This is a genomic window from Enterobacter sp. LU1 (genome assembly GCF_008271405.2).
GTDB classification, from domain to species: Bacteria; Pseudomonadota; Gammaproteobacteria; order Enterobacterales; family Enterobacteriaceae; genus Enterobacter; species Enterobacter hormaechei_C.
This window is the reverse complement of record NZ_CP043438.2, coordinates 228090-250196: the sequence shown is the minus strand read 5'-3', so window position 1 is coordinate 250196 and position 22107 is coordinate 228090. Positions and strand designations below refer to the sequence as shown.

General features: G+C 55.2%; 19 protein-coding genes and 1 tRNA gene. 9 read left to right on the top strand and 11 right to left on the bottom strand.

Features of this window, described 5'->3' with window-relative positions; translation table 11 throughout:
* Positions 1-43 precede the first annotated feature (43 nt).
* The 5 genes from dppA to FZF21_RS01180 all read right to left on the bottom strand — a co-directional run bounded on the left by dppA (position 44) and on the right by FZF21_RS01180 (position 6357).
* Complete coding sequence (dppA, locus tag FZF21_RS01200) at positions 44-1651, bottom strand: dipeptide ABC transporter periplasmic-binding protein DppA (RefSeq protein ID WP_003860756.1); 1608 nt, start codon at positions 1649-1651, stop codon at positions 44-46.
* 621 nt (positions 1652-2272) lie between these two features.
* Positions 2273-2349: transfer RNA gene (locus FZF21_RS01195), tRNA-Pro, on the bottom strand.
* Positions 2350-2440: 91 nt separating this feature from the next.
* Entirely contained in the window at positions 2441-4135 is a 1695-nt protein-coding gene (eptB, locus tag FZF21_RS01190; RefSeq protein WP_017383570.1) for a kdo(2)-lipid A phosphoethanolamine 7''-transferase, read from the bottom strand.
* 238 nt (positions 4136-4373) lie between these two features.
* The gene (locus FZF21_RS01185; RefSeq protein ID WP_023295746.1) at positions 4374-5576 is read right to left on the bottom strand and encodes an MFS transporter; all 1203 of its coding nucleotides are present in this window, start codon (positions 5574-5576) and stop codon (positions 4374-4376) included.
* Positions 5577-5814: 238 nt separating this feature from the next.
* The gene (locus FZF21_RS01180; RefSeq protein ID WP_015569983.1) at positions 5815-6357 is read right to left on the bottom strand and encodes a hypothetical protein; all 543 of its coding nucleotides are present in this window, start codon (positions 6355-6357) and stop codon (positions 5815-5817) included.
* Positions 6358-6517: 160 nt separating this feature from the next.
* Here FZF21_RS01180 and tag point away from each other — a divergent pair, with 160 nt between their 5' ends.
* Both tag and FZF21_RS01170 read left to right on the top strand, forming a co-directional pair.
* Entirely contained in the window at positions 6518-7099 is a 582-nt protein-coding gene (gene tag, locus FZF21_RS01175) for a DNA-3-methyladenine glycosylase I (protein WP_017383572.1), read from the top strand.
* A complete protein-coding gene (locus FZF21_RS01170) occupies positions 7077-7517 on the top strand; it encodes an N-acetyltransferase (RefSeq protein WP_015569985.1) in 441 nt (146 codons plus the stop codon). The genes tag and FZF21_RS01170 overlap by 23 nt, the downstream gene beginning before the upstream one ends.
* On the opposite strand, the gene FZF21_RS01165 is transcribed toward FZF21_RS01170, so the two are convergent.
* Positions 7486-9855 (bottom strand): molybdopterin guanine dinucleotide-containing S/N-oxide reductase, encoded by a 2370-nt coding sequence (locus tag FZF21_RS01165; protein ID WP_149121118.1) that lies wholly within the window; start codon positions 9853-9855, stop codon positions 7486-7488. The two genes, FZF21_RS01170 and FZF21_RS01165, sit on opposite strands and share 32 nt — an antisense overlap.
* Positions 9856-9977: 122 nt before the next feature.
* On the opposite strand from FZF21_RS01165, the gene FZF21_RS01160 reads away from it, so the two are divergent.
* The 6 genes from FZF21_RS01160 (at position 9978) to ghrB (ending at position 16030) form a co-directional block, all read left to right on the top strand.
* The gene (locus tag FZF21_RS01160; RefSeq protein WP_015569987.1) at positions 9978-10640 is read left to right on the top strand and encodes an OmpA family lipoprotein; all 663 of its coding nucleotides are present in this window, start codon (positions 9978-9980) and stop codon (positions 10638-10640) included.
* A 179-nt stretch (positions 10641-10819) separates the two neighbouring features.
* On the top strand, positions 10820-11836 hold the full coding sequence (locus FZF21_RS01155) for a LacI family DNA-binding transcriptional regulator (RefSeq protein WP_149121119.1): 1017 nt from the start codon (positions 10820-10822) through the stop codon (positions 11834-11836).
* A 102-nt stretch (positions 11837-11938) separates the two neighbouring features.
* The gene (locus FZF21_RS01150) at positions 11939-12688 is read left to right on the top strand and encodes a sugar phosphate isomerase/epimerase (RefSeq protein WP_015569989.1); all 750 of its coding nucleotides are present in this window, start codon (positions 11939-11941) and stop codon (positions 12686-12688) included.
* 3 nt (positions 12689-12691) lie between these two features.
* Complete coding sequence (locus FZF21_RS01145) at positions 12692-13630, top strand: sugar kinase (protein ID WP_048246574.1); 939 nt, start codon at positions 12692-12694, stop codon at positions 13628-13630.
* A 117-nt stretch (positions 13631-13747) separates the two neighbouring features.
* Complete coding sequence (locus FZF21_RS01140; protein ID WP_149121120.1) at positions 13748-15028, top strand: MFS transporter; 1281 nt, start codon at positions 13748-13750, stop codon at positions 15026-15028.
* A 27-nt stretch (positions 15029-15055) separates the two neighbouring features.
* Positions 15056-16030 carry a glyoxylate/hydroxypyruvate reductase GhrB gene (ghrB, locus tag FZF21_RS01135; RefSeq protein ID WP_039269330.1) on the top strand — a complete coding sequence of 325 codons (975 nt, stop codon included), beginning with the start codon at positions 15056-15058 and terminating at the stop codon, positions 16028-16030.
* Between the two features lie 58 nt (positions 16031-16088).
* Here the strand turns inward: ghrB and cspA are convergent, their stop codons facing one another.
* Both cspA and FZF21_RS01125 read right to left on the bottom strand, forming a co-directional pair.
* On the bottom strand, positions 16089-16301 hold the full coding sequence (gene cspA, locus FZF21_RS01130; RefSeq protein WP_003860775.1) for an RNA chaperone/antiterminator CspA: 213 nt from the start codon (positions 16299-16301) through the stop codon (positions 16089-16091).
* A 244-nt stretch (positions 16302-16545) separates the two neighbouring features.
* Positions 16546-17256, bottom strand: coding sequence for a DUF3053 domain-containing protein (locus tag FZF21_RS01125; protein ID WP_017383576.1), 711 nt, complete (start codon positions 17254-17256; stop codon positions 16546-16548).
* A gap of 330 nt (positions 17257-17586) precedes the next feature.
* On the opposite strand from FZF21_RS01125, the gene FZF21_RS01120 reads away from it, so the two are divergent.
* Complete coding sequence (locus FZF21_RS01120) at positions 17587-17874, top strand: HTH-type transcriptional regulator (protein WP_003860776.1); 288 nt, start codon at positions 17587-17589, stop codon at positions 17872-17874.
* 38 nt (positions 17875-17912) lie between these two features.
* Here FZF21_RS01120 and FZF21_RS01115 read toward each other — a convergent pair whose 3' ends face one another.
* The 3 genes from FZF21_RS01115 to ubiD form a co-directional block, all read right to left on the bottom strand.
* Positions 17913-19532 carry an ABC-F family ATP-binding cassette domain-containing protein gene (locus FZF21_RS01115; RefSeq protein WP_149121121.1) on the bottom strand — a complete coding sequence of 540 codons (1620 nt, stop codon included), beginning with the start codon at positions 19530-19532 and terminating at the stop codon, positions 17913-17915.
* Between the two features lie 216 nt (positions 19533-19748).
* Positions 19749-20450 (bottom strand): NAD(P)H-flavin reductase, encoded by a 702-nt coding sequence (gene fre / locus FZF21_RS01110; protein ID WP_003860778.1) that lies wholly within the window; start codon positions 20448-20450, stop codon positions 19749-19751.
* A gap of 39 nt (positions 20451-20489) precedes the next feature.
* Positions 20490-21983 (bottom strand): 4-hydroxy-3-polyprenylbenzoate decarboxylase, encoded by a 1494-nt coding sequence (gene ubiD, locus FZF21_RS01105; protein ID WP_149121388.1) that lies wholly within the window; start codon positions 21981-21983, stop codon positions 20490-20492.
* Positions 21984-22107: the final 124 nt, after the last annotated feature.

Genomic DNA, 22107 nt, shown 5'->3' with positions numbered 1-22107 from the left:
ACCCCTGCCCTCTCCCACAGGGAGAGGGAGAACACCCTACTTATTATTCAACAGACACGTTTTCGAAGTGGTGTTTGCCCAGTGGATCAACCACGTAGCCCTTCACTTCTTTACGCACTGGCTCGTACACGGTGGAGTGAGCAACAATCAGCGCCGGAGCCTGATCGTGCATGACAACCTGAGCTTGCTTGTACAGTTCGATACGTTTGTTGTGATCGTCGGTCGCACGCGCCGGCTGGATCAGATCTTCAAACGGCTTGTAGCACCAGCGAGAGTAGTTGGAACCGTCTTTCGCTGCCGCACAGCTGAACAGGGTCGCGAAGAAGTTGTCCGGATCCCCGTTGTCGCCGGTCCAGCCCATCATGACCGCCTGGTGTTCGCCCGCTTTGGCGCGCTTCAGGTACTCGCCCCACTCGTAGGTCACAATCTTGGCCTGTACGCCAATCTTCGCCCAGTCAGCCTGAACCATTTCCGCCATACGACGTGCGTTCGGGTTGTAAGGACGCTGTACCGGCATCGCCCACAGCTCGACGGTGAAGCCTTTGTCCTGGCCCGCTTCTTTCAGCAGCGCTTTCGCTTTCTCAGGATCGTAGGTGTAGTCCTTAATGTCGTCGTTATAGCCCCACATGGTTGGTGGGATCAGGTTCTTGGCCGCAACGCCCGCGCCCTGGTAAACGGCTTTGATGATCGCTTCTTTGTTCACCGCGTAAGTCAGCGCCTGGCGCACTTTCACGTCATCGAACGGTTTCTTCTCGGTGTTGAAGGAGAGATAACCCACGTTCAGGCCCGCCTGCTCCAGCAGGTTGATATTTTTGTCCTGCTTCATGCGCGCGATGTCAGCCGGGTTTGGATACGGCATCACCTGACATTCGTTTTTCTGCAATTTTGCGTAACGCACGGATGCGTCAGGCGTGATGGAGAAGACCAGACGGTCGATCTGCGGCTTGGTGCCCCAGTAGCCCGGGAAGGCTTTATACAGAATACGGGAATCTTTCTGGTACTGAAGCAGCTGGAACGGGCCGGTACCGATTGGGTTCAGGTCCACTTTTTCCGGCGTGCCGGCTTTCAGCATGTTGTCAGCGTACTCTTTAGAGAGAATCGAGGCGAAGTCCATCGCCAGGTCAGCCAGGAATGGCGCTTCCGGACGCGTCAGCACAAACTGAACGGTTTTATCGTCCACTTTTTTCACTTCAGCGATCAGGTCTGGCAGACCCATCCCTTCGAAGTATTCATAGCTGCCGCCAGACACTTTATGGTACGGGTTCTGGGCATTTTTCTGACGGTCGAAGGAGAACACAACGTCATCGGCGTTAAAGTCGCGCGTAGGTTTAAATTCTTTGCTGTCCTGCCACTTCACGCCCTGGCGCAGGTGGAAGGTATAGGTTTTACCGTCTTCGCTGATATCCCACTTTTCAGCCAGGCCAGGAATTACTTCCGTGGTGCCGGTTTTAAATTCAACCAGACGGTTATAGATCGGTACAGAGCTTGCGTCGTAAGTCGTACCAGAGGTAAAGAGCTGTGGGTTAAAGCCTTCCGGAGAGCCTTCAGAACAGTAAACCAGGGTTTTTGCCTGTACGCTTGCTGCAACGGTCATGGCCACCAGGCTCAGACCAAGCTTCAGCATCCCTGACTTCTTCAAGGAAATACTCATTATTGTGCTCCAATGTGATGTTTTGCTTTGTTGTGTTACGCCGCCTGACCTTTATTTATTTTTTACCCGGTCCGGTCGGTGATGCCCGAAGGCGTTAAAAGGGATAGAGAATCCTTTCAGAAGAGCGTTTGAGTTGCAGCGCAGATCCTCCCTGAAATGCCCCTCGTGCCCTACAATCTGTCAACAGAATGTGAAAACGTCAATACAGGTGGCGGGGATTTACGTGGAGTGTGAGAAACCGCAAACAAAGATTAAAAAAACCCTGACCGTGAGTTTTCAGCAGAGAAATTTATGCTACTCGCCATGATGCAGCACAATTATCTTCATATTTCGCAACACTCAGTGATTAAGTTTTATTCAGAATGGGTAAATTTTCTTACAGAATGGTGATTATCTGAGCACTAAATACCGCGAACGTTAAAACGCACAGCGAAAAATGCTGAGGTTATCCATAAGCAACGCGAAAAAAGATCAAACTATATATAAAAAAATACAATGGATTATGTCACAAAACCGCAAACAGGCAGGGGGAAGCAGGGCTAAGGGGTATTTTGAGGACTCGTGCGGGGTAACGCGTTAATGCAAAAAGGGCTAACCTTGCGGTTAGCCCTTTTTAGAATGTGGTCGGCGAGAGAGGATTCGAACCTCCGACCCACTGGTCCCAAACCAGTTGCGCTACCAAGCTGCGCTACTCGCCGAATGCGGAGCGCATCTTACTGCTGAGGTGCGCCCCCGTCAATCCCTTATTTTCAAAAAGCCATTCAACTGGCGATATTCTCGCCAGACCAGCTACTGCGCGGCTTTTGTGGTGTTATCAGGGAGTTTACACCAGTTGTTGTTTTCGTTAATCCCACCGTTCGGTGAGGTATAGCCCAGACAACCCATAATGGTGTCGTACAGCTCAACGTGACGGCGCGGTACCTTGATCTCTGCCTGCTGTTTCAGATGGGCAAACATTTTGGCTTTGTCCGGGTTTTCCAGGTACTTATCCGACATCCACATGATCATCGGCACGCGGAACTGCTCAGGCGGGGCCAGCTTACGCGGCGTACCGTGTAAATGCTCTTTCTCGTTGATGGACTCGCCGTGGTCGGCCGCGTAGATCACAATCGCTTTCTTATCGCGAAGCTGGTCGATCACCCGGCTGAGGAAGGTATCCACATACAGAATCGAGTTATCATAGGCATTGATCAGCTCCTGCTTGCTACAGTTCTTGTTAATGCCGACGCACTCAGGCGTCCATTTGGCGAAATCGCGCGTATAACGCTGATAGTAGCTGTAGTGTGAACCTTTGGTATGCAGAACAATAAGGTGCTTACCCTGCGGATGGTTTTTCAGCGACTGTTCCATCTCAGAGAGCAGCAGCATATCATCAACGTTCTTTCCGCGGTTACGCGGCTCGGCGCCAATCTGCTCGCGGTAGGCGATGTTATCCGCCATGGTGTTGGTGTAGAACCACATCTCACTTTGCATGGCGAACAGATCGGAGCTAAATCCAAGCTGCTTCAGAACAGCAAACACGTTTTGCTCTTTGAGAGTGCGCTGAGGATTATCACTCGCACCGCCCTCACGAACAAACATACAGCGCAACGAAAGCTTCGTGGCGGTATCGCAGGAGTAGCCGCGGTATGCCACCAGGTTCTTTTCCTGCGCCAGTTTCGGGGTGGTATCGCGGTCATAACCGAGAATACCCATATGATCCCAGCGCGTCGTTTCGCCGATAACGAAGACCACGTAAGTATCATCCAGTCCGTCAGCCGGAGCCTGGTAGGTGAACTTTTTGGTCGGGTTAATCAGCGATTTCACATCGCTGGATTCGTCCGCCTGAGCCCAGGCATAGAGACCTAGCGCCGACAGCCAGTTAGACGGCAGATACGAGTTAGCCACCACGCCGCCGTAGCTTGGCATATCTACGCCTGTCGCTTTTTCGATCCGCTTTTGCTGTTTTTCCATCAGGCGAATAGGCGCCCATACCAGCAGACCCGCCAGAAGAACGACGGCGACGTTGCGGATGCGTTGCCCACGGGTACGCAGCTGGCGTAACAGGGTATAGCGACAGGTATTACTCCAGATAAAGAAGAGCGGGATCAGGCAGGTCAAAATCGTCCACATGATGAACCCTTGCCCCACCACCTCTTTCGAGAGGTCGATGTCCGTGGTCATCACCGAGGCCACAATACCGTAGCCAATGACCACATTCATGAATGTCATGTAATAGCTTGCGGCGGCAGAGATAATCACCACCAGCGAGGCCAGAACCTGCCATGTACGTCTGCCAAAAAGCGAGAGCAGACGTAGCAGGAAGAAGGTTGCCAGAATTGAGCCAAACACTTCAATCGCGGCGAAAATCCCGTTTCTTACGGTGAGGTGTTCAAAATAACCTTCCACTCTTCTGAACAGCACCGCGCCATTCAGAAACAAACCGATATAGACAGCCAGCATCAGACACAATCTTTGCTGGGTAAGAGACCTGATATATTTCATGCAAACAACCCTGGGGGAAGGGGTATAAAGACCCGCCGAATCTCATTGAGAAAGCAGACAGAGTAAGTAGGTGCGAGATAAACCGTTATCAGAAACGTCTACAAGCGCGATAAGTAGACCACAGCGAGGAAGAAAAGTGGCAGCAGAGAATGTGAATCGATGAAAATTTTTACAAAATAACAAGTCCGGAAGTGATATTGCGATAAAAAAAGAGGCCCTGCGGCCCCTTTTTATCGAATCATGCATGCGCTTCTTTATAGACCTCGCGTTGCGGCTGACGAATCGTGGTGGACAGCGCCAGTGAAATAATCAGCAAGGCAAATATCACGCAGAATGTCACGTAGAAGCCACCAAACAGCGAGGCAATCAGCGATCCGCAAATACTGCCGATACCGAAGCCGAGATAAATCACACCGTAGTTTTTCGCCAGATTGTTCAGCCCGAAGAACTCGCTCACCAGCGACGGGAAGACGGTAATGGTACCGCCAAAGTTAAAGGCTACGCAGGCTATCGCCGCAAAGAATGTCGCTTCGTTCAGCGGAGCGAACAGCAGCGCTGCCATCCCCACCAGGGAGATCACCTGCCCCAGCGTAATCACACGGATCCTGGCGATTTTGTCAGACAGGATACCCAGTACCAGACGACCCGAGAGGTTAGCGATGGAGATGACCGTTACCGCGTTCGCCGCCGTCGCCGCGTCCAGCTTCACCATTCCCTGCGCGATATCTTTCGCCACGCCGATGACATACAGACCGCTCATGCAGGCCGTCAGGAACATCACCGCCAGCATCCAGTACTGCGGTTTACGCATGGACTGTGCAAGGGTGAAATCATTCTCCACCACACCGTTAACGGTTTTCACTTCCTGCTGCGGCGCGTCTTTCATCAGCGTTGCGCCGAAGAGGATCATCACCAGCACAATCACGCCCCAGATCATAAAGGTTTTCTCAAGCCCCACCGAGGCCAGCAGATGCGCATCGATGAATTTGAAGCCAAGGCTGCCCAGGCCATATGAACCAATGGCAAACGCGGAGATAAGCCCTTTACGCTCCGGGAACCACTTCACGCAGTTAGACAGCGTCAGCAGGTAACCTGCGCCGTCCGCCAGCCCCACCAGCACCCCGGCGCTCAGCCACAGCATCATCAGGTTGTCGGAATATGCCGTCAGGAAGAAGCCCACGCCCAGCAAGATCCCGGAGGCCATGGTTACACGCTTCACGCCGAAGCGCTCCTGAAGTTTGCCCGCCACGGAAGAGGAAATTGCTAACCCAAGACTCAGCAAGCCGAAGGAGAACGCCACCTGGCTTATCGGCGCGCCGAGCTTATCAGACAGGGCGCTGTTAAACAGGCTCCAGGTATAGACCGATCCCAGTGCGAACTGGGTAACGATGGTGCCGAATAGCGTCAGCCAACGCGTGCGGTTATAAGTTGATGTGTTCATGGCAGTGTCCTGCAAGATAAATTAAGGAAATTCGCTGAGGACACGATAAACAAAACCCCATAACACCAGGGGTAAAACGGCATGAAATGCAGGAGAAACGGAATGAAATGCCTGGAAGCGGGAATGAATGACCTTGCCGGAGAAGAAAAAGCTCAAAGGTGAGCGATCACTATCGCTACAGTCCCTGCCGTTATTGTATTAAATATGTTACCGCAGCGTTTAAAAAAGTGACAACCCTTTAAAATTTGGCGCTCAATCCCAGCGTATATAAATATTCTTCTTCAGTTTGCTGGTTATAGCTGATCTTCGCCCAGGGGTGTAAATCACCATACTGCGTATCGACACGCCACCCCAATGAGTTCACGCTGGCATGCCAGAGTGGATCGGTAAGCGACTGCGTGGTGGTTGTATCCTCAAACGCATTCACTGGTGCGGAGGGAGCGCCATCAGTGCGCCACGCCATTACGGGCCCGGTGGTGAAATGTCCCGCCACGGGAAAATTCCAGCCAACGCTCAGAACGGTTTCCGCATCTGAACCGGATGGGTCGTTCAGGGTAAACCCCGCAGCATTCTGCGTGCGGTTAATACGCTCCGCGAGAATATCTTCATAACGAGGTTGGTGATCGGCGTCCCATGTATAGCGTTCCATCGTATTACTTTGAGCATCTGAAACGATATATTCCTGTTGCCACGCAAAAGCGGTGTTACAAAAAAGCAGGCAGACTGAAACACCCACCAGGCCAGAAGCAGCATGGCGACCACTGATTTTTTTTATCATCATCAAAGCGACTCCAGAAAGAGCCGAGTTCGGCGATATATGTCATTGTTCGAAGAGGTATTAGGGCGTATAGCCCTGTATTAACTATTGTCTCTTTAGCAGACACGTCAAGCCGGGCAGATTGAAATTTTTGCGTTTACCGTATCAGGAAGGGAGATGACCTATGCAACGTTGCGGCTGGGTAAGCCAGGATCAGCTTTATATCGATTATCACGACAAGGAATGGGGCGTACCGGAAACCGACGGTAAAAAACTGTTTGAAATGATTTGCCTTGAAGGCCAGCAGGCCGGACTGTCGTGGATCACCGTTCTGAAAAAGCGTGAGAACTATCGCAAAGCCTTCCACCAGTTCGATCCGGCTGCGGTTGCCGCCATGACCGACGACGACGTGGAAAGGCTGGTTCTGGATACCGGTATCATCCGCCATCGCGGTAAAATTCAGGCCATTATTGGTAACGCGCGTGCTTATCTGGCGATGGAGCAAAACGGCGAACCCTTCTCAGCATTCGTCTGGTCGTTTGTGGATAACGAGCCGAAGGTGACGCAGGCCGCCACGCTTGCAGAGATCCCAACGTCGACCCCCGCCTCAGATGCCCTGTCGAAAGCGCTGAAAAAACGCGGCTTTAAGTTTGTGGGCACCACCATCTGTTACTCCTTTATGCAGGCCTGCGGGCTGGTCAATGACCACATTACGGGCTGCTTCTGCCATCCGGAGGGCCACCATGATCCGCAAATGGCAAAGTGAGGACACCGCTCCGCTTTTGAGTCTGTGGCTGGAGAGCACCACCGAGGCGCATCCGTTTATCGACGCAAGTTACTGGCAAGCGAATGAAGCGGTAGTGCGGGATGAATACCTTCCCGCCGCCGAGACCTGGGTCTGGGAAGAAAACGGTACCCTGTGCGGTTTTATCAGCGTCATGCAGTTCCAGTTCGTGGGGGCATTGTTTATCGCCCCGGCGTTCATCGGAAAGGGGATCGGGCGTGCGCTGCTGAACCACGTTCAGCAGCACTATCCGTATTTAACTCTGGAGGTGTATCAGAAAAACGTGCGGGCGGTGAATTTCTATCATGCTCAGGGTTTTCGCATCGAAGACAGCGCCTGGCAGGATGATACCCAACACCCGACGTGGATCATGAGCTGGCAGGCGGATCAAACGCCGTAAGGGTAAGCGCCGGCCCCTCATATTTCTCCACCCATGCCAGCGCCGTATTCCCCGCGCAGCCATTCCCCAGCTTCGAGCTGGGGAGATCTTTGGTCAGCACGTTTACGGCGCCGTTCTTACAAATACCGCCCTCGTCCAGCGCCAGATCCGGCCATGCGCCCTGATGAATGCAGAAAACGCCAGGGCGGATCCCGTCACTCACCACGGCGCCTGCCAGCACCTGCCCGCGCGCGTTCCAGACCCGAACGAGGTCGCCGTGGTTAATCCCCCGCGCCTTTGCGTCATCGCTGTTCAGCGCAATCGGCTCACGACCCGCCACCGCATACTGCTCGCGCAAAGCCGAATAGTTGAGCTGGCTGTGCAGACGATGGGCGGGATGGGCAGACAGCAGCTGAAGCTGCCCCGGCTGCGCATTGCCATGCCATTCGTCCGGCTCCAGCCACGCCGGATGTGGCGGACAGTCCGCGTAGCCAAAGCTGGCGATGCGTTCGCTGTAGATCACAATCTTCCCGCTTTCGGTTTTTAACGGATGATTCTCCGGATCGCGACGGAAGTCAGCAAAGCGCACAAACCGCGCATTCTGCTCGCTTTCCGGCATTTCGAAGAGTTGATTCGCCTCCCAGAACTCAGCGAATGGCGGCAGCGTCACGCCCTGCGCAGCCCCACGCTGGCTGGCAATCTGGTAAAACGTTTCCAGCCATTGCAGATCGGTTTTGCCCTCGGTGAAACGCTCCCGACCGCCCGCTTCCCACATTTCACTCAGGTCGGCAAAGACATCAAAATCATCCCGCGCTTCATCCCGGGGAGCCACGACGCGCTTCATCGGCACCATATGCTGATTACTGTAATCCCCCGTCATGGTGAGATCGTTACGCTCGAACGAGGTCGTGGCGGGCAAAACGATATCGGCATGTTTCGCTGACGCGGTCCAGAAGCACTCCGAGATCACCACCAGCTCCGGTTTCTGCCAGGCGCGGATCAGGCGGTTAGTATCCTGGTGATGGGTGAAGTTGGCCCCACCCGCCCACCAGACAAACTTAATATCCGGGAAATGCCGATCCTGGCCGTTGTGCTGATAAAACCCGCCTGGGTTCTCCAGGGCTTCAACAATGCGTGCCACCGGAATTTTATCTACCGCGTCCACGCCACCCTGCACCGAGCCCTGCATGGAGGCCAGCACCGCGGCTTTTCGCGTCGGGTTGCCGCCGTTAGCAAAGTGATAGGAAAGCCCAAAACCGCCGCCGGTTGTGCCAATCTGCCCGAGCATCGCGGCGAGCGTCACCAGCATCCAGTGCTTCTGCTCGCCAAACTGCTGGCGCTGCATCCCCCAGCCGGACATGAGCATCGTGACACGGCTATGGAATAACGTCGCCAGTTCGCGGATTTTAACGGCATCAACGCCGCAAATCGCCGCAGCCCACTCTGCGGTTTTGGCGATACCGTCGGTTTGTCCCGTCAGGTAGTCGGCAAATTTATCGAAGCCCGTGGTGCAGCGCGCCAGAAATTCCGTATCGTGCCAGCCGTTCTCCACCAGGGTGTGGGCGATGCCCAGCATCATCGCCACGTCGGTGCCCATATGCGGCGCGATCCACTCGGCGCTGTCGCCGAAGAAATCCAGCGTTTCAGAACGCATCGGATCGATACAGATGATGCGCTTGCCGCTTTTGCGCAGCGCATCAAAGTAGGAAACGCCCTGCTCGTCGGACGCATTCCAGGCAATTTTCAGGGTATTGAGCGGGTTGGCGCTCCAGAGCACCACCACCTCCGCATGCTCCAGCACCAGCGGCCAGCTGGTCTGCTGCTGATAAACCTCATTCCCGCCCACGACATACGGCATGATTGCCTGCGCCGCGCCGGTCGAGTAATCGCCCAGATGGCCGGTGTATCCTCCGGCCAGGCTCATATAGCGTTGCAGCAGGGTTGCGGCCTTATGCAGCACGCCGTTCGAGCGCCAGCCATAGGAGCCGGCAAAAATGGACGACGGGCCATAGCTGTCGCGAATGCGTTTATGCTGGGTATGGATCAACGCCAGCGCGTCGTCCCAGCTCACGCGTACGAACTCATCCTGCCCACGAATACCCTGCGGCTTATCCGGTGACGCCAGAAAGCCTTTACGCACCATCGGCCAGCGGACGCGGGTTTTACTGTGTACCTGATCGCGAACGACGGTCTGTAAAGAGTTGAGATGGCGCGAAGGCAAAGCCCCGCGAGACGACAGCACAGTGTCGCCATCGGTTTCGACCAGCATCGGCCCCCAGTGGGCGGCGGTCAGAATGGTTTTTGTTGAGGTGCTCAAAGCGTGCGCTCCTGGTTGCGTGCAGGTGTTTCGGCCTTTCATTGAGGCAGTTTATCGTTTGTGACAAATTTCAGAGTTATACACTGAATTTTCTCCGTATCCGGACGTCATAATCCACTGCCACGTCCATCGTGGCAAAGAATAAAAAGGATTAAGGAAATAAGATGAAAAAACGCGTACTCGTTATTGCCGCTCTGGTGAGCGGCGCACTGGCTGTTTCTGGCTGTACAACCAACCCTTACACCGGTGAACGCGAAGCGGGCAAATCCGGCATTGGCGCGGGTATTGGTTCCCTGGTGGGCGCTGGCGTTGGCGCACTCTCCTCCTCCAAGAAAGATCGCGGCAAAGGTGCGCTGATTGGCGCAGCGGCAGGCGCAGCCCTGGGCGGCGGCGTGGGTTATTACATGGACGTGCAGGAAGCAAAACTGCGTGACAAAATGAAAGGTACGGGCGTGAGCGTGACGCGCAGCGGTGACAACATCATCCTGAACATGCCAAACAACGTGACCTTTGACAGCAGCAGCGCGACGCTGAAACCCGCCGGCGCAAACACCCTGACCGGCGTGGCCGCAGTGCTGAAAGAGTACAATAAAACTGCCGTGAACGTGATTGGCTACACCGACAGCACCGGCAGCCAGGATCTGAACATGCGTCTGTCCCAGCAGCGCGCCGATTCCGTGGCCAGCTCGCTGATCGCCCAGGGCGTAGAAGCGAACCGCATCCGCACCAGCGGCATGGGTCCGGCTAACCCGATCGCCAGCAACAGCACGGCGGAAGGCAAAGCGCAGAACCGCCGCGTTGAGATTACGTTAAGCCCGGTGCAGTAGTTAAAAGCAAAACGGCAACCCCGTTGCCGTTTTTAGTGTTTGCGCCCTCTCCCGTGGGAGAGGGTTGGGGTGAGGACATCAGACCGCAACCTCCGGTAAGCGCAGCGCCACCCGGCAAATAGCTTGATTCGCCAGATTTTCCCGCTAAGGTATTCTCATTAAATTCAGGGAAATCAGCGATGATCAAACCAACCCGGGCCACCATCAGCGACGTGGCGAAAGCCGCCAAAACCGGTAAAACCAGCATTTCACGCTACCTCAACGGCGAGAAACACCTGCTTTCCGATGCGCTGCTGGCGCGAATCGAACAGGCCATTGCCGATCTCGACTACCGTCCCAGCCTGATGGCGCGCGGCCTCAAGCGGGGCCGCACCCGTCTGATTGGCCTCATCATCGCCGATATCACCAACCCCTACTCCGTAAACGTCCTCAGCGGCATCGAAGCGGCATGCCGTGAGAAAGGCTTTACCCCGCTGGTCTGTAACACCAATAACGAGGTTGATCAGGAGCTGCATTACCTCGATCTGCTGCGCAGCTATCAGGTGGAAGGGATTGTGGTGAATGCCGTCGGGATGCGAGAAGAGGGGCTAAATCGTCTGCAACAATCGTCTCTGCCAATGGTGCTTATTGACCGAAAAATCCCGGAATTTGCCTGCGATGTGGTCGGGCTGGATAACACCCAGGCGGCTACCACCGCCACTGAGCACCTGATTGAACAGGGCTTCGAAGCCATTTTATTCCTGAGCGAACCGCTGGGCATGGTTAACACCCGCCGCGACCGCCTGGCGGCATTTCGTGCCACGCTGGCGCGATATCCCGGCGTGATCGCCGAGAATGCCGAAATCCCCCTGCATGAAGCCGGGCAGCTGGATAATACCCTGCGCCAGTTCCATACCCGCCATCGGGGTATGCGCAAGGCGGTGATCTCCGCGAACGGGGCGCTGACGCTTCAGGTTGCCCGCTCGCTTAAACGCATTGGCCTGCACTGGGGCAGCGACATCGGCTTACTCGGCTTTGATGAACTGGAGTGGGCAGAACTTGCTGGCGTAGGCATCACCACCCTCAAACAACCCACCTGGCAGATCGGCTATGCCGCGGTTGAACAAGTGGTTCGCCGCATTGAAGGCACCCGCGACGCCGTACGCGAGCAGGTGTTTTACGGCGAACTGATCGTTCGCGGCTCTACTGCCCGTTAATTTCCCCTTCGTGACAGCGATCATAAATTCAGCATCCCGATCTTTTCTTTGGAACCGGTTCCATCTAGCGTAATACTATCGATTACGCTCTGGAGTCAGGAAATGAGCAGGAAAATTATGGTGGTCACCGCCGCGTATGGTGCGGATCAGGTGCGACAGGCAGGCGGTCAACGGGCAATACTTCCCGTTATTGCCGGCGCAGGAGCTGATGGCGTTGAAATCCGCCGCGAGCTCTTCAGCAACGACGAGTTAATGGCCCTGCCTGCGCTCGGCGAGTCCATTGAACTGCTGGGTTTACTGGCGTGCTACTCCGCCCCGGCCCCCCTGTTTATGCCCGATGGCACCCTCAACACGGATCTCCCGCGCTACCTTAGCGAAGCCAGCGCCCTGAACGCGCTGTGGCTTAAAGTCTCGCTGGGTCATTTCAGCGACAAACAGCCGCTTGAAGCCCTGCGCGCACTGCTGGATGAAAGCGGCATGACGCTGGTGGTGGAAAACGACCAGACCGACTGCGGGCAGCTCGCGCCGATGCAGCGCTTCAAAGCCGCCTGCCGGGTAATGGCGCTACCGGTCACACTGACGTTCGATATGGGCAACTGGCTGTGGGTTGGCGACTCCCCGGAAGAGGCTGCACGTCAGCTGGCTCCCGCCGTGAGCTATATTCATGTCAAGTCCGCAGTCCCGCATAAGGCGCAGTTCCGCGCCGTCGCGCCGGATCAGACCGATTCTCGCTGGCGGGATCTACTTAATCAACTCCCTGCCGATGCGCCACGCGGTATCGAATTTCCGCTGGAAGGGACGGATCTCACCGCCGTCACCCGCCATTACGTCAACCTGCTGCGCGAGGAGTAAACCATGCACAAGACGCTGGATGTCATCACCATTGGCGAGGCCATGGCGATGTTTGTCGCCACCGAAACGGGCGAGCTGAGCGCAGTGGAGTACTTCATTAAACGCGTGGCAGGTGCCGAGCTGAATGTTGCTACCGGCCTTGCGCGGCTGGGGCTGAATGTCGGCTGGGTAAGCCGCGTGGGAAATGACAGCTTTGGCCATTTTATTCTCGACTCACTGAAAAAAGAGGGCATTGATGCCGCAGGCGTGACCCTCGACGGACGCTTCCCGACGGGCTTTCAGCTGAAATCTAAAGTTGAAAATGGAACCGATCCCATCGTGGAGTATTTCCGCAAAGGCTCAGCGGCAAGCCATCTCTCCGTGGATGATTATCACGCCGCGTATTTCTCCTCCGCGCGCCACCTGCACCTGAGCGGCGTGGCGGCGGCGCTCTCGACCAGCTCGTACGATTTACTGGATCACGCGGCTTCGGCAATGAAAGCGCAGGGCAAAACGATCTCTTTCGATCCGAACCTGCGCCCGGTGCTGTGGAAAAGCGAAGCGGAGATGGCTGAGAAACTCAACCGACTGGCGTTTCAGGCGGACTGGGTTCTGCCTGGCATAAAAGAGGGAATGATCCTCACTGGCGAAAGCACGCCCGAAGGCATTGCCGATTTTTACCTCAACAGAGGGGTAAAAGCCGTGGTGCTGAAAACCGGTGCCGACGGCGCATGGTTCAAAACTGCCGACGGTGAGCAAGGCGCTGTCGCTGCGGTAAAAGTCGACAACGTGGTCGATACCGTGGGCGCGGGCGATGGGTTTGCCGTCGGGGTCATCAGCGCTCTGCTGGAGGGCAAACCGCTGTCGCAGGCCGTGGCGCGAGGCAACAAAATTGGTTCGCTGGCGATTCAGGTGCAGGGCGACAGCGAAGGATTACCAACACGAGCAGAGCTCGGCGTCTAAATTCCCTCTCCCTGTGGGAGAGGACCAGGGTGAGGGCAGCAATCCGCACCAGATAATTAAGCCACCGTGTACCCTACAGACAACGGCGGCAACAACCTCAACAACAGAGGCAAGCCTATGAACAGTTCGACCAATGCAGTAAAACGCTGGTGGTACATCATGCCAATCGTGTTTATCACGTACAGCCTGGCGTACCTGGATCGTGCCAACTTCAGTTTCGCATCCGCCGCCGGGATCAACGAAGACCTCGGGATCACCAAAGGGGTCTCCTCCCTGCTGGGTGCCCTCTTCTTCCTGGGTTATTTCTTCTTCCAGATCCCCGGCGCGATTTACGCTGAACGCCGCAGCGTGCGAAAGCTCATTTTCATCTGCCTGATCTTATGGGGTGCCTGTGCGTCGCTTACTGGCGTGGTGAATAACATTCCTGCTCTGGCGGCTATTCGCTTTATTCTCGGCGTGGTTGAGGCGGCCGTCATGCCAGCAATGCTGATTTACATCAGCAACTGGTTCACAAAATCTGAGCGTTCACGTGCTAATACGTTCCTGATACTCGGTAACCCGGTCACCGTGCTGTGGATGTCGGTGGTTTCCGGCTACCTGATCCAGTCCTTCGGCTGGCGCGAGATGTTCATCATCGAAGGGGTTCCCGCGATTATCTGGGCCTTCTGCTGGTGGGTGCTGGTGAAAGATAAGCCAGCCCAAACAAAATGGCTTTCTGAGGAAGAAAAAGCCGCACTCCAGGCGCAGCTGGATAAAGAGCAGCAGGGGCTGAAAGCGGTGCGTAACTACGGTGAAGCCTTCCGCTCCCGGAACGTTATTCTGCTGTGCGCACAGTATTTTACCTGGAGTATTGGCGTGTACGGCTTTGTGCTGTGGCTACCGTCGATTATCCGCAGCGGCGGTGAAAACCTTGGCATGGTGGAAGTGGGCTGGCTGTCATCGGTGCCTTACCTGGCTGCGACCATCGCGATGATTATCGTCTCCTGGGCATCGGACAAGCTGCAAAACCGTAAGCTGTTCGTCTGGCCACTGCTGCTGATCGCTGCTTTTGCCTTCATTGGCTCCTGGGCCGTAGGCGCGAACCACTTCTGGGCTTCGTATACGCTGCTGGTGATTGCGGGTGCGGCCATGTATGCCCCGTATGGTCCGTTCTTTGCCATCATCCCGGAAATGCTGCCGCGTAACGTCGCAGGGGGCGCGATGGCGTTGATCAACAGTATGGGTGCGCTGGGTTCGTTCTTTGGCTCGTGGTTTGTGGGCTATCTGAACGGCGCCACCGGCAGCCCGTCGGCCTCTTACATCTTTATGGGGGTGGCGCTTTTTGCCTCGGTATGGCTTACTCTGATTGTTAAGCCTGCTAATAATCAACAGCTACCCGTCGGCGCACGCCACGCCTGAATCCTTTTAAAATCAACGGAGATTAGCATGAAGCCGTCCGTCATTTTGTACAAAGCACTGCCTGAAGATCTGCAAAAACGCCTGGAGGAACACTTTACCGTTACCCGGGTAAAGAACCTCAGCCCGGAAACCGTGGCGCAGCACGCCGACGCGTTTGCCAGCGCCGAGGGCCTGCTGGGTTCGAGCGAAAAGGTGGATGCAGCGCTGCTGGAGAAAATGCCGAAGCTTCGTGCTACCTCAACCGTTTCGGTGGGATACGACAATTTCGACGTGGATGCGCTAAACGCGCGCAACATCCTGCTGATGCACACGCCGCATGCCCTGACGGAGACCGTCGCCGACACGCTGATGGCGCTGGTGCTCAGTACCGCGCGTCGCGTGGTGGAAGTGGCCGAGCGCGTGAAAGCGGGCGAATGGACGAAAAGCATTGGCCCGGACTGGTTCGGCGTGGACGTTCATGGCAAAACGCTGGGGATTGTTGGGATGGGGCGCATCGGTCTGGCACTGGCACAGCGCGCGCATTTCGGCTTCAACATGCCCATCCTGTATAACGCACGCCGTCACCACACTGAAGCTGAAGAACGTTTCAATGCCCGCTACTGCGAGCTTGATACGCTGTTGCGGGAAGCCGACTTTGTCTGCCTGATTCTGCCGCTGACGGATGAAACGCGTCATCTCATCGGCAAATCGGCGTTTGAAAAGATGAAGAAATCGGCCATTTTCATCAACGCGGGTCGTGGTCCGGTGGTCGATGAGAAGGCGCTGATTGAGGCACTGCAAAACGGTGAGATCCACGCCGCCGGTCTGGACGTGTTTGAACAGGAGCCGCTGCCGGTGGATTCTCCGCTACTGACCATGCCGAACATCGTCGCCCTGCCTCACATCGGCTCTGCCACTCATGAAACACGCTACAATATGGCGGCGACCGCCGTGGATAACCTGATTGCCGCGCTCGGCGGTAAAGTGGATAAGAACTGCGTTAACCCACAGATACAACAGTAGAAACGAAAAAACCCGCCAGAAGGCGGGTTTTTGAATTTTGTGCTACTGGGTTGGAAGCTTACAGGCTTACAACGTTACCAGCTGCTGGGCCTTTAGCGCCGCTTTCGATGGTGAAGGAAACTTTCTGACCTTCATCCAGAGATTTGTAGCCATCGTTCTGGATAGCAGAGAAGTGTACGAACACGTCTTTAGAGCCATCGTCAGGAGTGATGAAGCCGAAACCTTTATCAGCGTTGAACCATTTTACCAGACCAGTCATTTTAGCAGACATAGAAATTACCTTATTAACAAATATATTGTGCCTTCCGGCTTGATGGATTGCGTTACAGATTTTTAAGCGATGAAGGAAGGGTCACTACGAAGGGTATCTATGGATAACAATCTGGACTGCTTTACTAAACTGCTTTAGGTCTGTGTAACAAACCGACGAACATAGTTATACCGATGTGGTAGATGAATGACAAGTGTTATTTTCATCAAGCATAAAAAAAACCCCGCCGAAGCGGGGGTTTTTCTTATTCCGTAGCAGCGACCGCTGCGCTCCAGGCCTGGCTAAAGGCCTGATGCTGGGACGCTAGCGGCCCGATCAGCGCGTTGTACTGGCTCGCCTGCTGGGAGGTCGGGAACTGGATACCGTTAGAGACGAAGCTCACCTGCGTACCTTGTTCACTAATAAAGTCACCCACCTGAACCAGCTGCTGAGTAAAGACCTGCGCCGCCGGGATCAGCGGTTGCAAGGCGTTTGACGGCTTGGTCACGACTTTCTCATACACCTGGTCATAGACCGGTTTGAGATCCTCGCCCTGCTTCAACGCGGAACGCGACGCATCAGCCTGCATTTTGGCATTTTGCAGCTGCTGGCTCAGTACCCCAAGCGCGCCATTTGACTGGCGCAGCGGTTCGCGCTGGGTCATATAATCCTGTGGAACGCGGATGGCATTCACGCTATCCACTACCGGGCGAATACCGGAATCCATCGCCTGGCTTACCTGCTGTGAATAGCCATACAGAATGGCGTAATCCGACACGAATGGACCAAACTGTTTTTTCTGATCCGCAGTCAGCGTTGGTAAACGCTCGCCGCTACGCATCACTGTATTCTGTAGAAAATCGATAAACGCTTTGCGCTGATCGCCTTCTTTATCGAAACACCCACTCAGGCTAACAACCATCAACAACGCCGCAATAGGCGCAAACCAGCGAGAGCAGGACTTTCCTGTCGCCATTTTATTACTCCTTTCACCCAAAAAGCGCACACCGGCACACGCGTGCCCAACGCTGACAAGGATAGTCCAGGTCAGCCTTGCAAGATAGAGTTTTCATGCAAAACGGGTATTCCCGTTTTTGTACTGACTATTTACAAAAAAATACCTGTGCATCCCTACATATGACTAATCAGGTAATTAGCATAACTATCCATATAGCTGAAACGCGTAAAGCGATCGTTATCGCACAATTAATCACAGCCGTGACGATCCTGTGTCTGGTTTAGGGACTATTCTTAACAGGCTCTCTGATGTTCATGATCCCGATGTGTGATTTATGAGGAGTTCTCAATGGAATTAAAAGATCCTGAGTTTGAGCTGCTGAGCAGCCTGGAACAGATTATTTTTAAAGATGTACCGCCGACGGTTACCCTGAATCAAAAGTCCAATCCTTTTAGTGAATTTGAGCGTTTACGCAAAGGATCGGGCCTGAAAACAGATGAATTCGCAAGAGCGATGGGTGTCAGCGTAGCGATGGTGCTGGAGTGGGAGTCAAAACGTGAAAAACCAACCCCAGCCGAGCTAAAGCTGATGCGCCTGATCCAGGCAAACCCTGACCTTCGCAAGCAGTTAGCCTGATAAAGTTTGTTTGCCCCCGCCCTTGCGGGGGCTTGTGTTTACAGACTTTCACATCGCCATCCCGTCTCTTCCCACACCAGTTCATGCGTCAGCTTCAGCCCTGCCAGAAAGGCTTCATCATGCGACACCACCAGCAGCGCGCCGGGGTAATCGGCTAAGGCCGCTTCTATGGCCTGAACAGAGGCCAGATCAAGATGGTTGGTCGGCTCATCCAGAAGCAGCAGTTGCGTTGCCGCTTCACGCCACAATACGCAGGCCAGCGCGGCCTTCAGGCGCTCGCCGCCACTCAGTTCGGCCAGTGGAAGGGTCACTTTCTCTGCGCCCAGCTGAAGCTGCGCTAAACGGGTACGCAACGCCCCCTCTTCGAGCGGCGTATTGCCGAGGCTAAGGTGTGTCATCACCGACTGCGACAGATCCAGCCGGGAAAGATGCTGATCGAGATAAGCACACCTGACGGAGACCTTACAGGTTCCCGTGACAGGGGCGGTTTCGCCCAACATCACTTTCAACAGCGTGGATTTTCCACAGCCGTTCGGCCCGCGTAGCGCCACGCGCATCGGGCCATCCATTCGCCAGTTTATCGAGGAGACAGGCACGTGCGGAAGCACCAGTTCTTCCAGCACCAGCACCTGTTTTCCTTCCGGGATTTCACTGCCCGGCAGGGTAAACATCACCGCGTTCTCCTCTTCAACCCGCTCGCGTGCCTGGTTGACCGCAGCGTTCAGAGCATAATTTTGATCGCTATGCTGTTTTTTCCAGGAACCAATACGCTCTTTCGCCGCCCCTTTGTATTTGACCCGTTCAAACGAGGCGATGTTAAGGCTGTCGACCGTGCGAAGCGTTTTGGCTGAACGCCGCAGGCTGTCGTCATGCTCTTTATGCATACGGGCGCGGGTACGCTTGCGTTCGGTGGCAGCATGCTCCAGCGCGGCGCGGGCAGCCAGCTGCTCAGCATCACGCTGGGTTCGATAGCCAGCATAATTCCCACCGTAGCTGCGCAGGCCCAATGCGCTCAGTTCAAGGATACGCGATACCTGGGCCAGCAACTCACGGTCGTGGGAGGCCACCAGCACCCCGCCCTGATACCGGGAAAGCTGCTCGTAGAACCACACGCGGCCTTGCCTGTCGAGGTGGTTGGTCGGTTCGTCCAGCAGCAGGTAATCAGCATCTGCGGCGAATGCGCCGCACAGCAAGGCACGAATGCGCTCGCCGCCGCTCAGCTCTGCCGCGCGTTTATTCGGGTCAAAAGGGGGAAGTTTTGCAGTGATAAAAGCCTGGCTCAGCCGTTCAGCCAGATCCCAGTAACCATCGAGCGTGTCGAGATCGTCGGGTTCATAATGACCGCTGTCGATGCGCGTGCGCGCCGCAAAGATCGCGTCGTAACCAAGCAGTCCGGCAAGAGTCGTATCCGCAGAAATATCCTGCTGCTGCGCCACATAGACGTGTGTACCAAAGCGCTCAATATGACCGCTGGCGGGTTCATCAACCCCTGCCAGCAGCCGCAGAAGACGTGTTTTACCGCTGCCGTTGCGGCCAACCAGCGCGCACACTGACGCATCCAGAGAAAGATTCAGTGGACCAAAAAGGATATCGCCCGTCGCAAACTGACAGGTGACCTGATGCAAAATAAAAGAGGGGGACTGCGCAAAATGAGCCATAAGCACTCCTGAATGAAATCAAAACATCCCCTGCAGACGCGGTGCGTTGAGCAAGGATCGAAATTCATCAGTCGTGTTTGTTCATTTTTGGGGGGCGCTCCTGAGGGCGAAATTTAACGGGAACAAGAATAACGGCATTGCGCCGCTCATTTCAAGGTTAAATTTTCACCAGGCTATTGCCCGAGCATAAAAAACCCGCCGAAGCGGGTTTCTCAATCAGATAAACGCAAACGCATCGCCAAACAGACGATCTTCCCGCGCGTCACGCTCGTTGCAGAACAGGTCGCGGGCAATTTTTGCCATTTCAAAGCGACCGGCAATGTAGATATCGTGCCCGGCCAGCGTCCCGTGATCCTGCAATACCGCAGTCAGCACCGTACCGCTGCGCCCGCGCCAGCCCTCTTCCGGCTGCTCGACAACCGGCTCAATGCGCAGGTTTGGATGATTCACGCTCAGCGCTTCCAGCTCAGACAGATCGTAAAGATGCTTCTCTTCACGGCCGCCCCAGTAGATGGTGATATCGCGATTCGGGTTGCGCGCCAGCGCGGTCAGCAGAATAGAACGGACATAAGAGAAGCCCGTGCCACCGGCAATCAGGATCAGCGGACGGTCTTCGTCTTCACGCAGCCAGGCCTCGCCATGAGGAATATCGACCACGATTTCACGCTCTTTCAGGATGCGGTCCATCACGGCCATCGCGTACAGGTTAAGCTCAGACGCACCAATATGCAGCTCAATAAATTCCTTCTCTGCTGGCGTTGAGGCCATAGAGAAAGGACGCTTATCACGCTCGTCCATCACGACCATCAGGTACTGACCGGCACGGAATGAGAAGGCCGCTTCAGGAACCAAACGGACGCGATATACGGTGTCGGTAATAGCATCTACCGACGTCACTTTACAGCTTAAGGTTGTCATTCGCTCTCTCTGTCGGGAAGTCTATAGGGCTAAACGGTCTTATTCTGCCTTACCGTTATTCATTATGGCCAGCTCGTCCCAGATCGCGTCAATTCGCGCGGTCACGTCAGGATCTTTTTCGATCGGGCGACCCCATTCACGGTCGGTTTCGCCAGGCCATTTGTTCGTGGCATCCAGTCCCATTTTTGAGCCAAGGCCGGAAACCGGCGAGGCAAAGTCCAGGTAATCTATCGGCGTGTTTTCCACTAACACCGTATCACGCGCCGGATCCATACGCGTGGTGATGGCCCAAATGACGTCATTCCAGTCGCGGGCATTGACGTCATCATCGCAGACGATCACAAACTTGGTATACATAAACTGGCGCAGGAAAGACCATACGCCCATCATCACGCGCTTAGCGTGACCGGCATACTGCTTCTTCATCGTCACCACCGCCAGGCGATACGAACACCCTTCCGGCGGCAGATAAAAATCGACAATTTCCGGGAACTGCTTTTGCAGGATCGGCACGAACACTTCGTTCAGCGCCACGCCAAGCACCGCCGGTTCATCCGGTGGACGGCCGGTATAGGTGGAGTGATAGATGGCATCTTCACGCTGGGTAATGTGGGTGACGGTGAACACCGGGAAGTTATCCACTTCGTTGTAATAGCCGGTGTGGTCGCCGTACGGCCCTTCGGGTGCCAGCTCGCCCTGTTCAATGTAACCTTCCAGCACAATCTCTGCGCTGGCCGGTACTTCCAGGTCATTGGAGATGCACTTCACCACTTCGGTTTTGGTGCCGCGCAGCAGCCCTGCAAAGGCATATTCAGACAGCGTATCAGGAACAGGCGTCACCGCGCCCAGAATGGTTGCCGGATCGGCACCCAGCGCGACGGAAACCGGGAAGCGTTCGCCCGGATGGGCCGCGCACCACTCCTGGAAATCCAGCGCCCCACCGCGATGGGACAACCAGCGCATGATGAGCTTGTTTTTGCCAATCAGCTGCTGGCGGTAAATGCCGAGGTTTTGACGCTCTTTATGCGGCCCACGCGTCACGGTGAGGCCCCAGGTGATCAGCGGTGCGGCATCGTCAGGCCAGCACTGCATGATGGGAATTTTGGTCAGATCCACCGCATCGCCTTCCAGCACTTTTTGCTGGCACGGCGCACCGCGCAGGCGTTTGGTGGGCATGTTCAGCACCTGCTTAAACTGCGGCAGCTTGTCGAACAGGTCGCGGAACCCTTTTGGCGGCTCCGGCTCTTTCAGAAAGGCCAGCAGTTTGCCCACTTCACGTAACGCCGTGACATCTTCCTGTCCCATCCCCAGCGCCACGCGGCGAGGTGTGCCAAACAGGTTGCACAGCACCGGCATGGCGTAGCCTTTTGGGTTTTCAAACAGCAACGCCGGGCCGCCCGCGCGCAGGGTGCGGTCAGCGATTTCTGTCATTTCCAGATACGGATCAACAGGAAGCGTAATGCGTTTGAGTTCGCCCTGCTTTTCCAGCAGCGCCAGGAAGTCGCGTAGATCGTGGTATTTCATGCAGTTAATCATGGCCTCTCTGTAAGCGCTTCATTATACGGCGTAAGACCGCGTGATGCTGTAATTTTGTTAAATTAGCGTGAACTTCCACGACTTACTCTCTTTTTCGCCATTATAATCACCTTAGCGATCC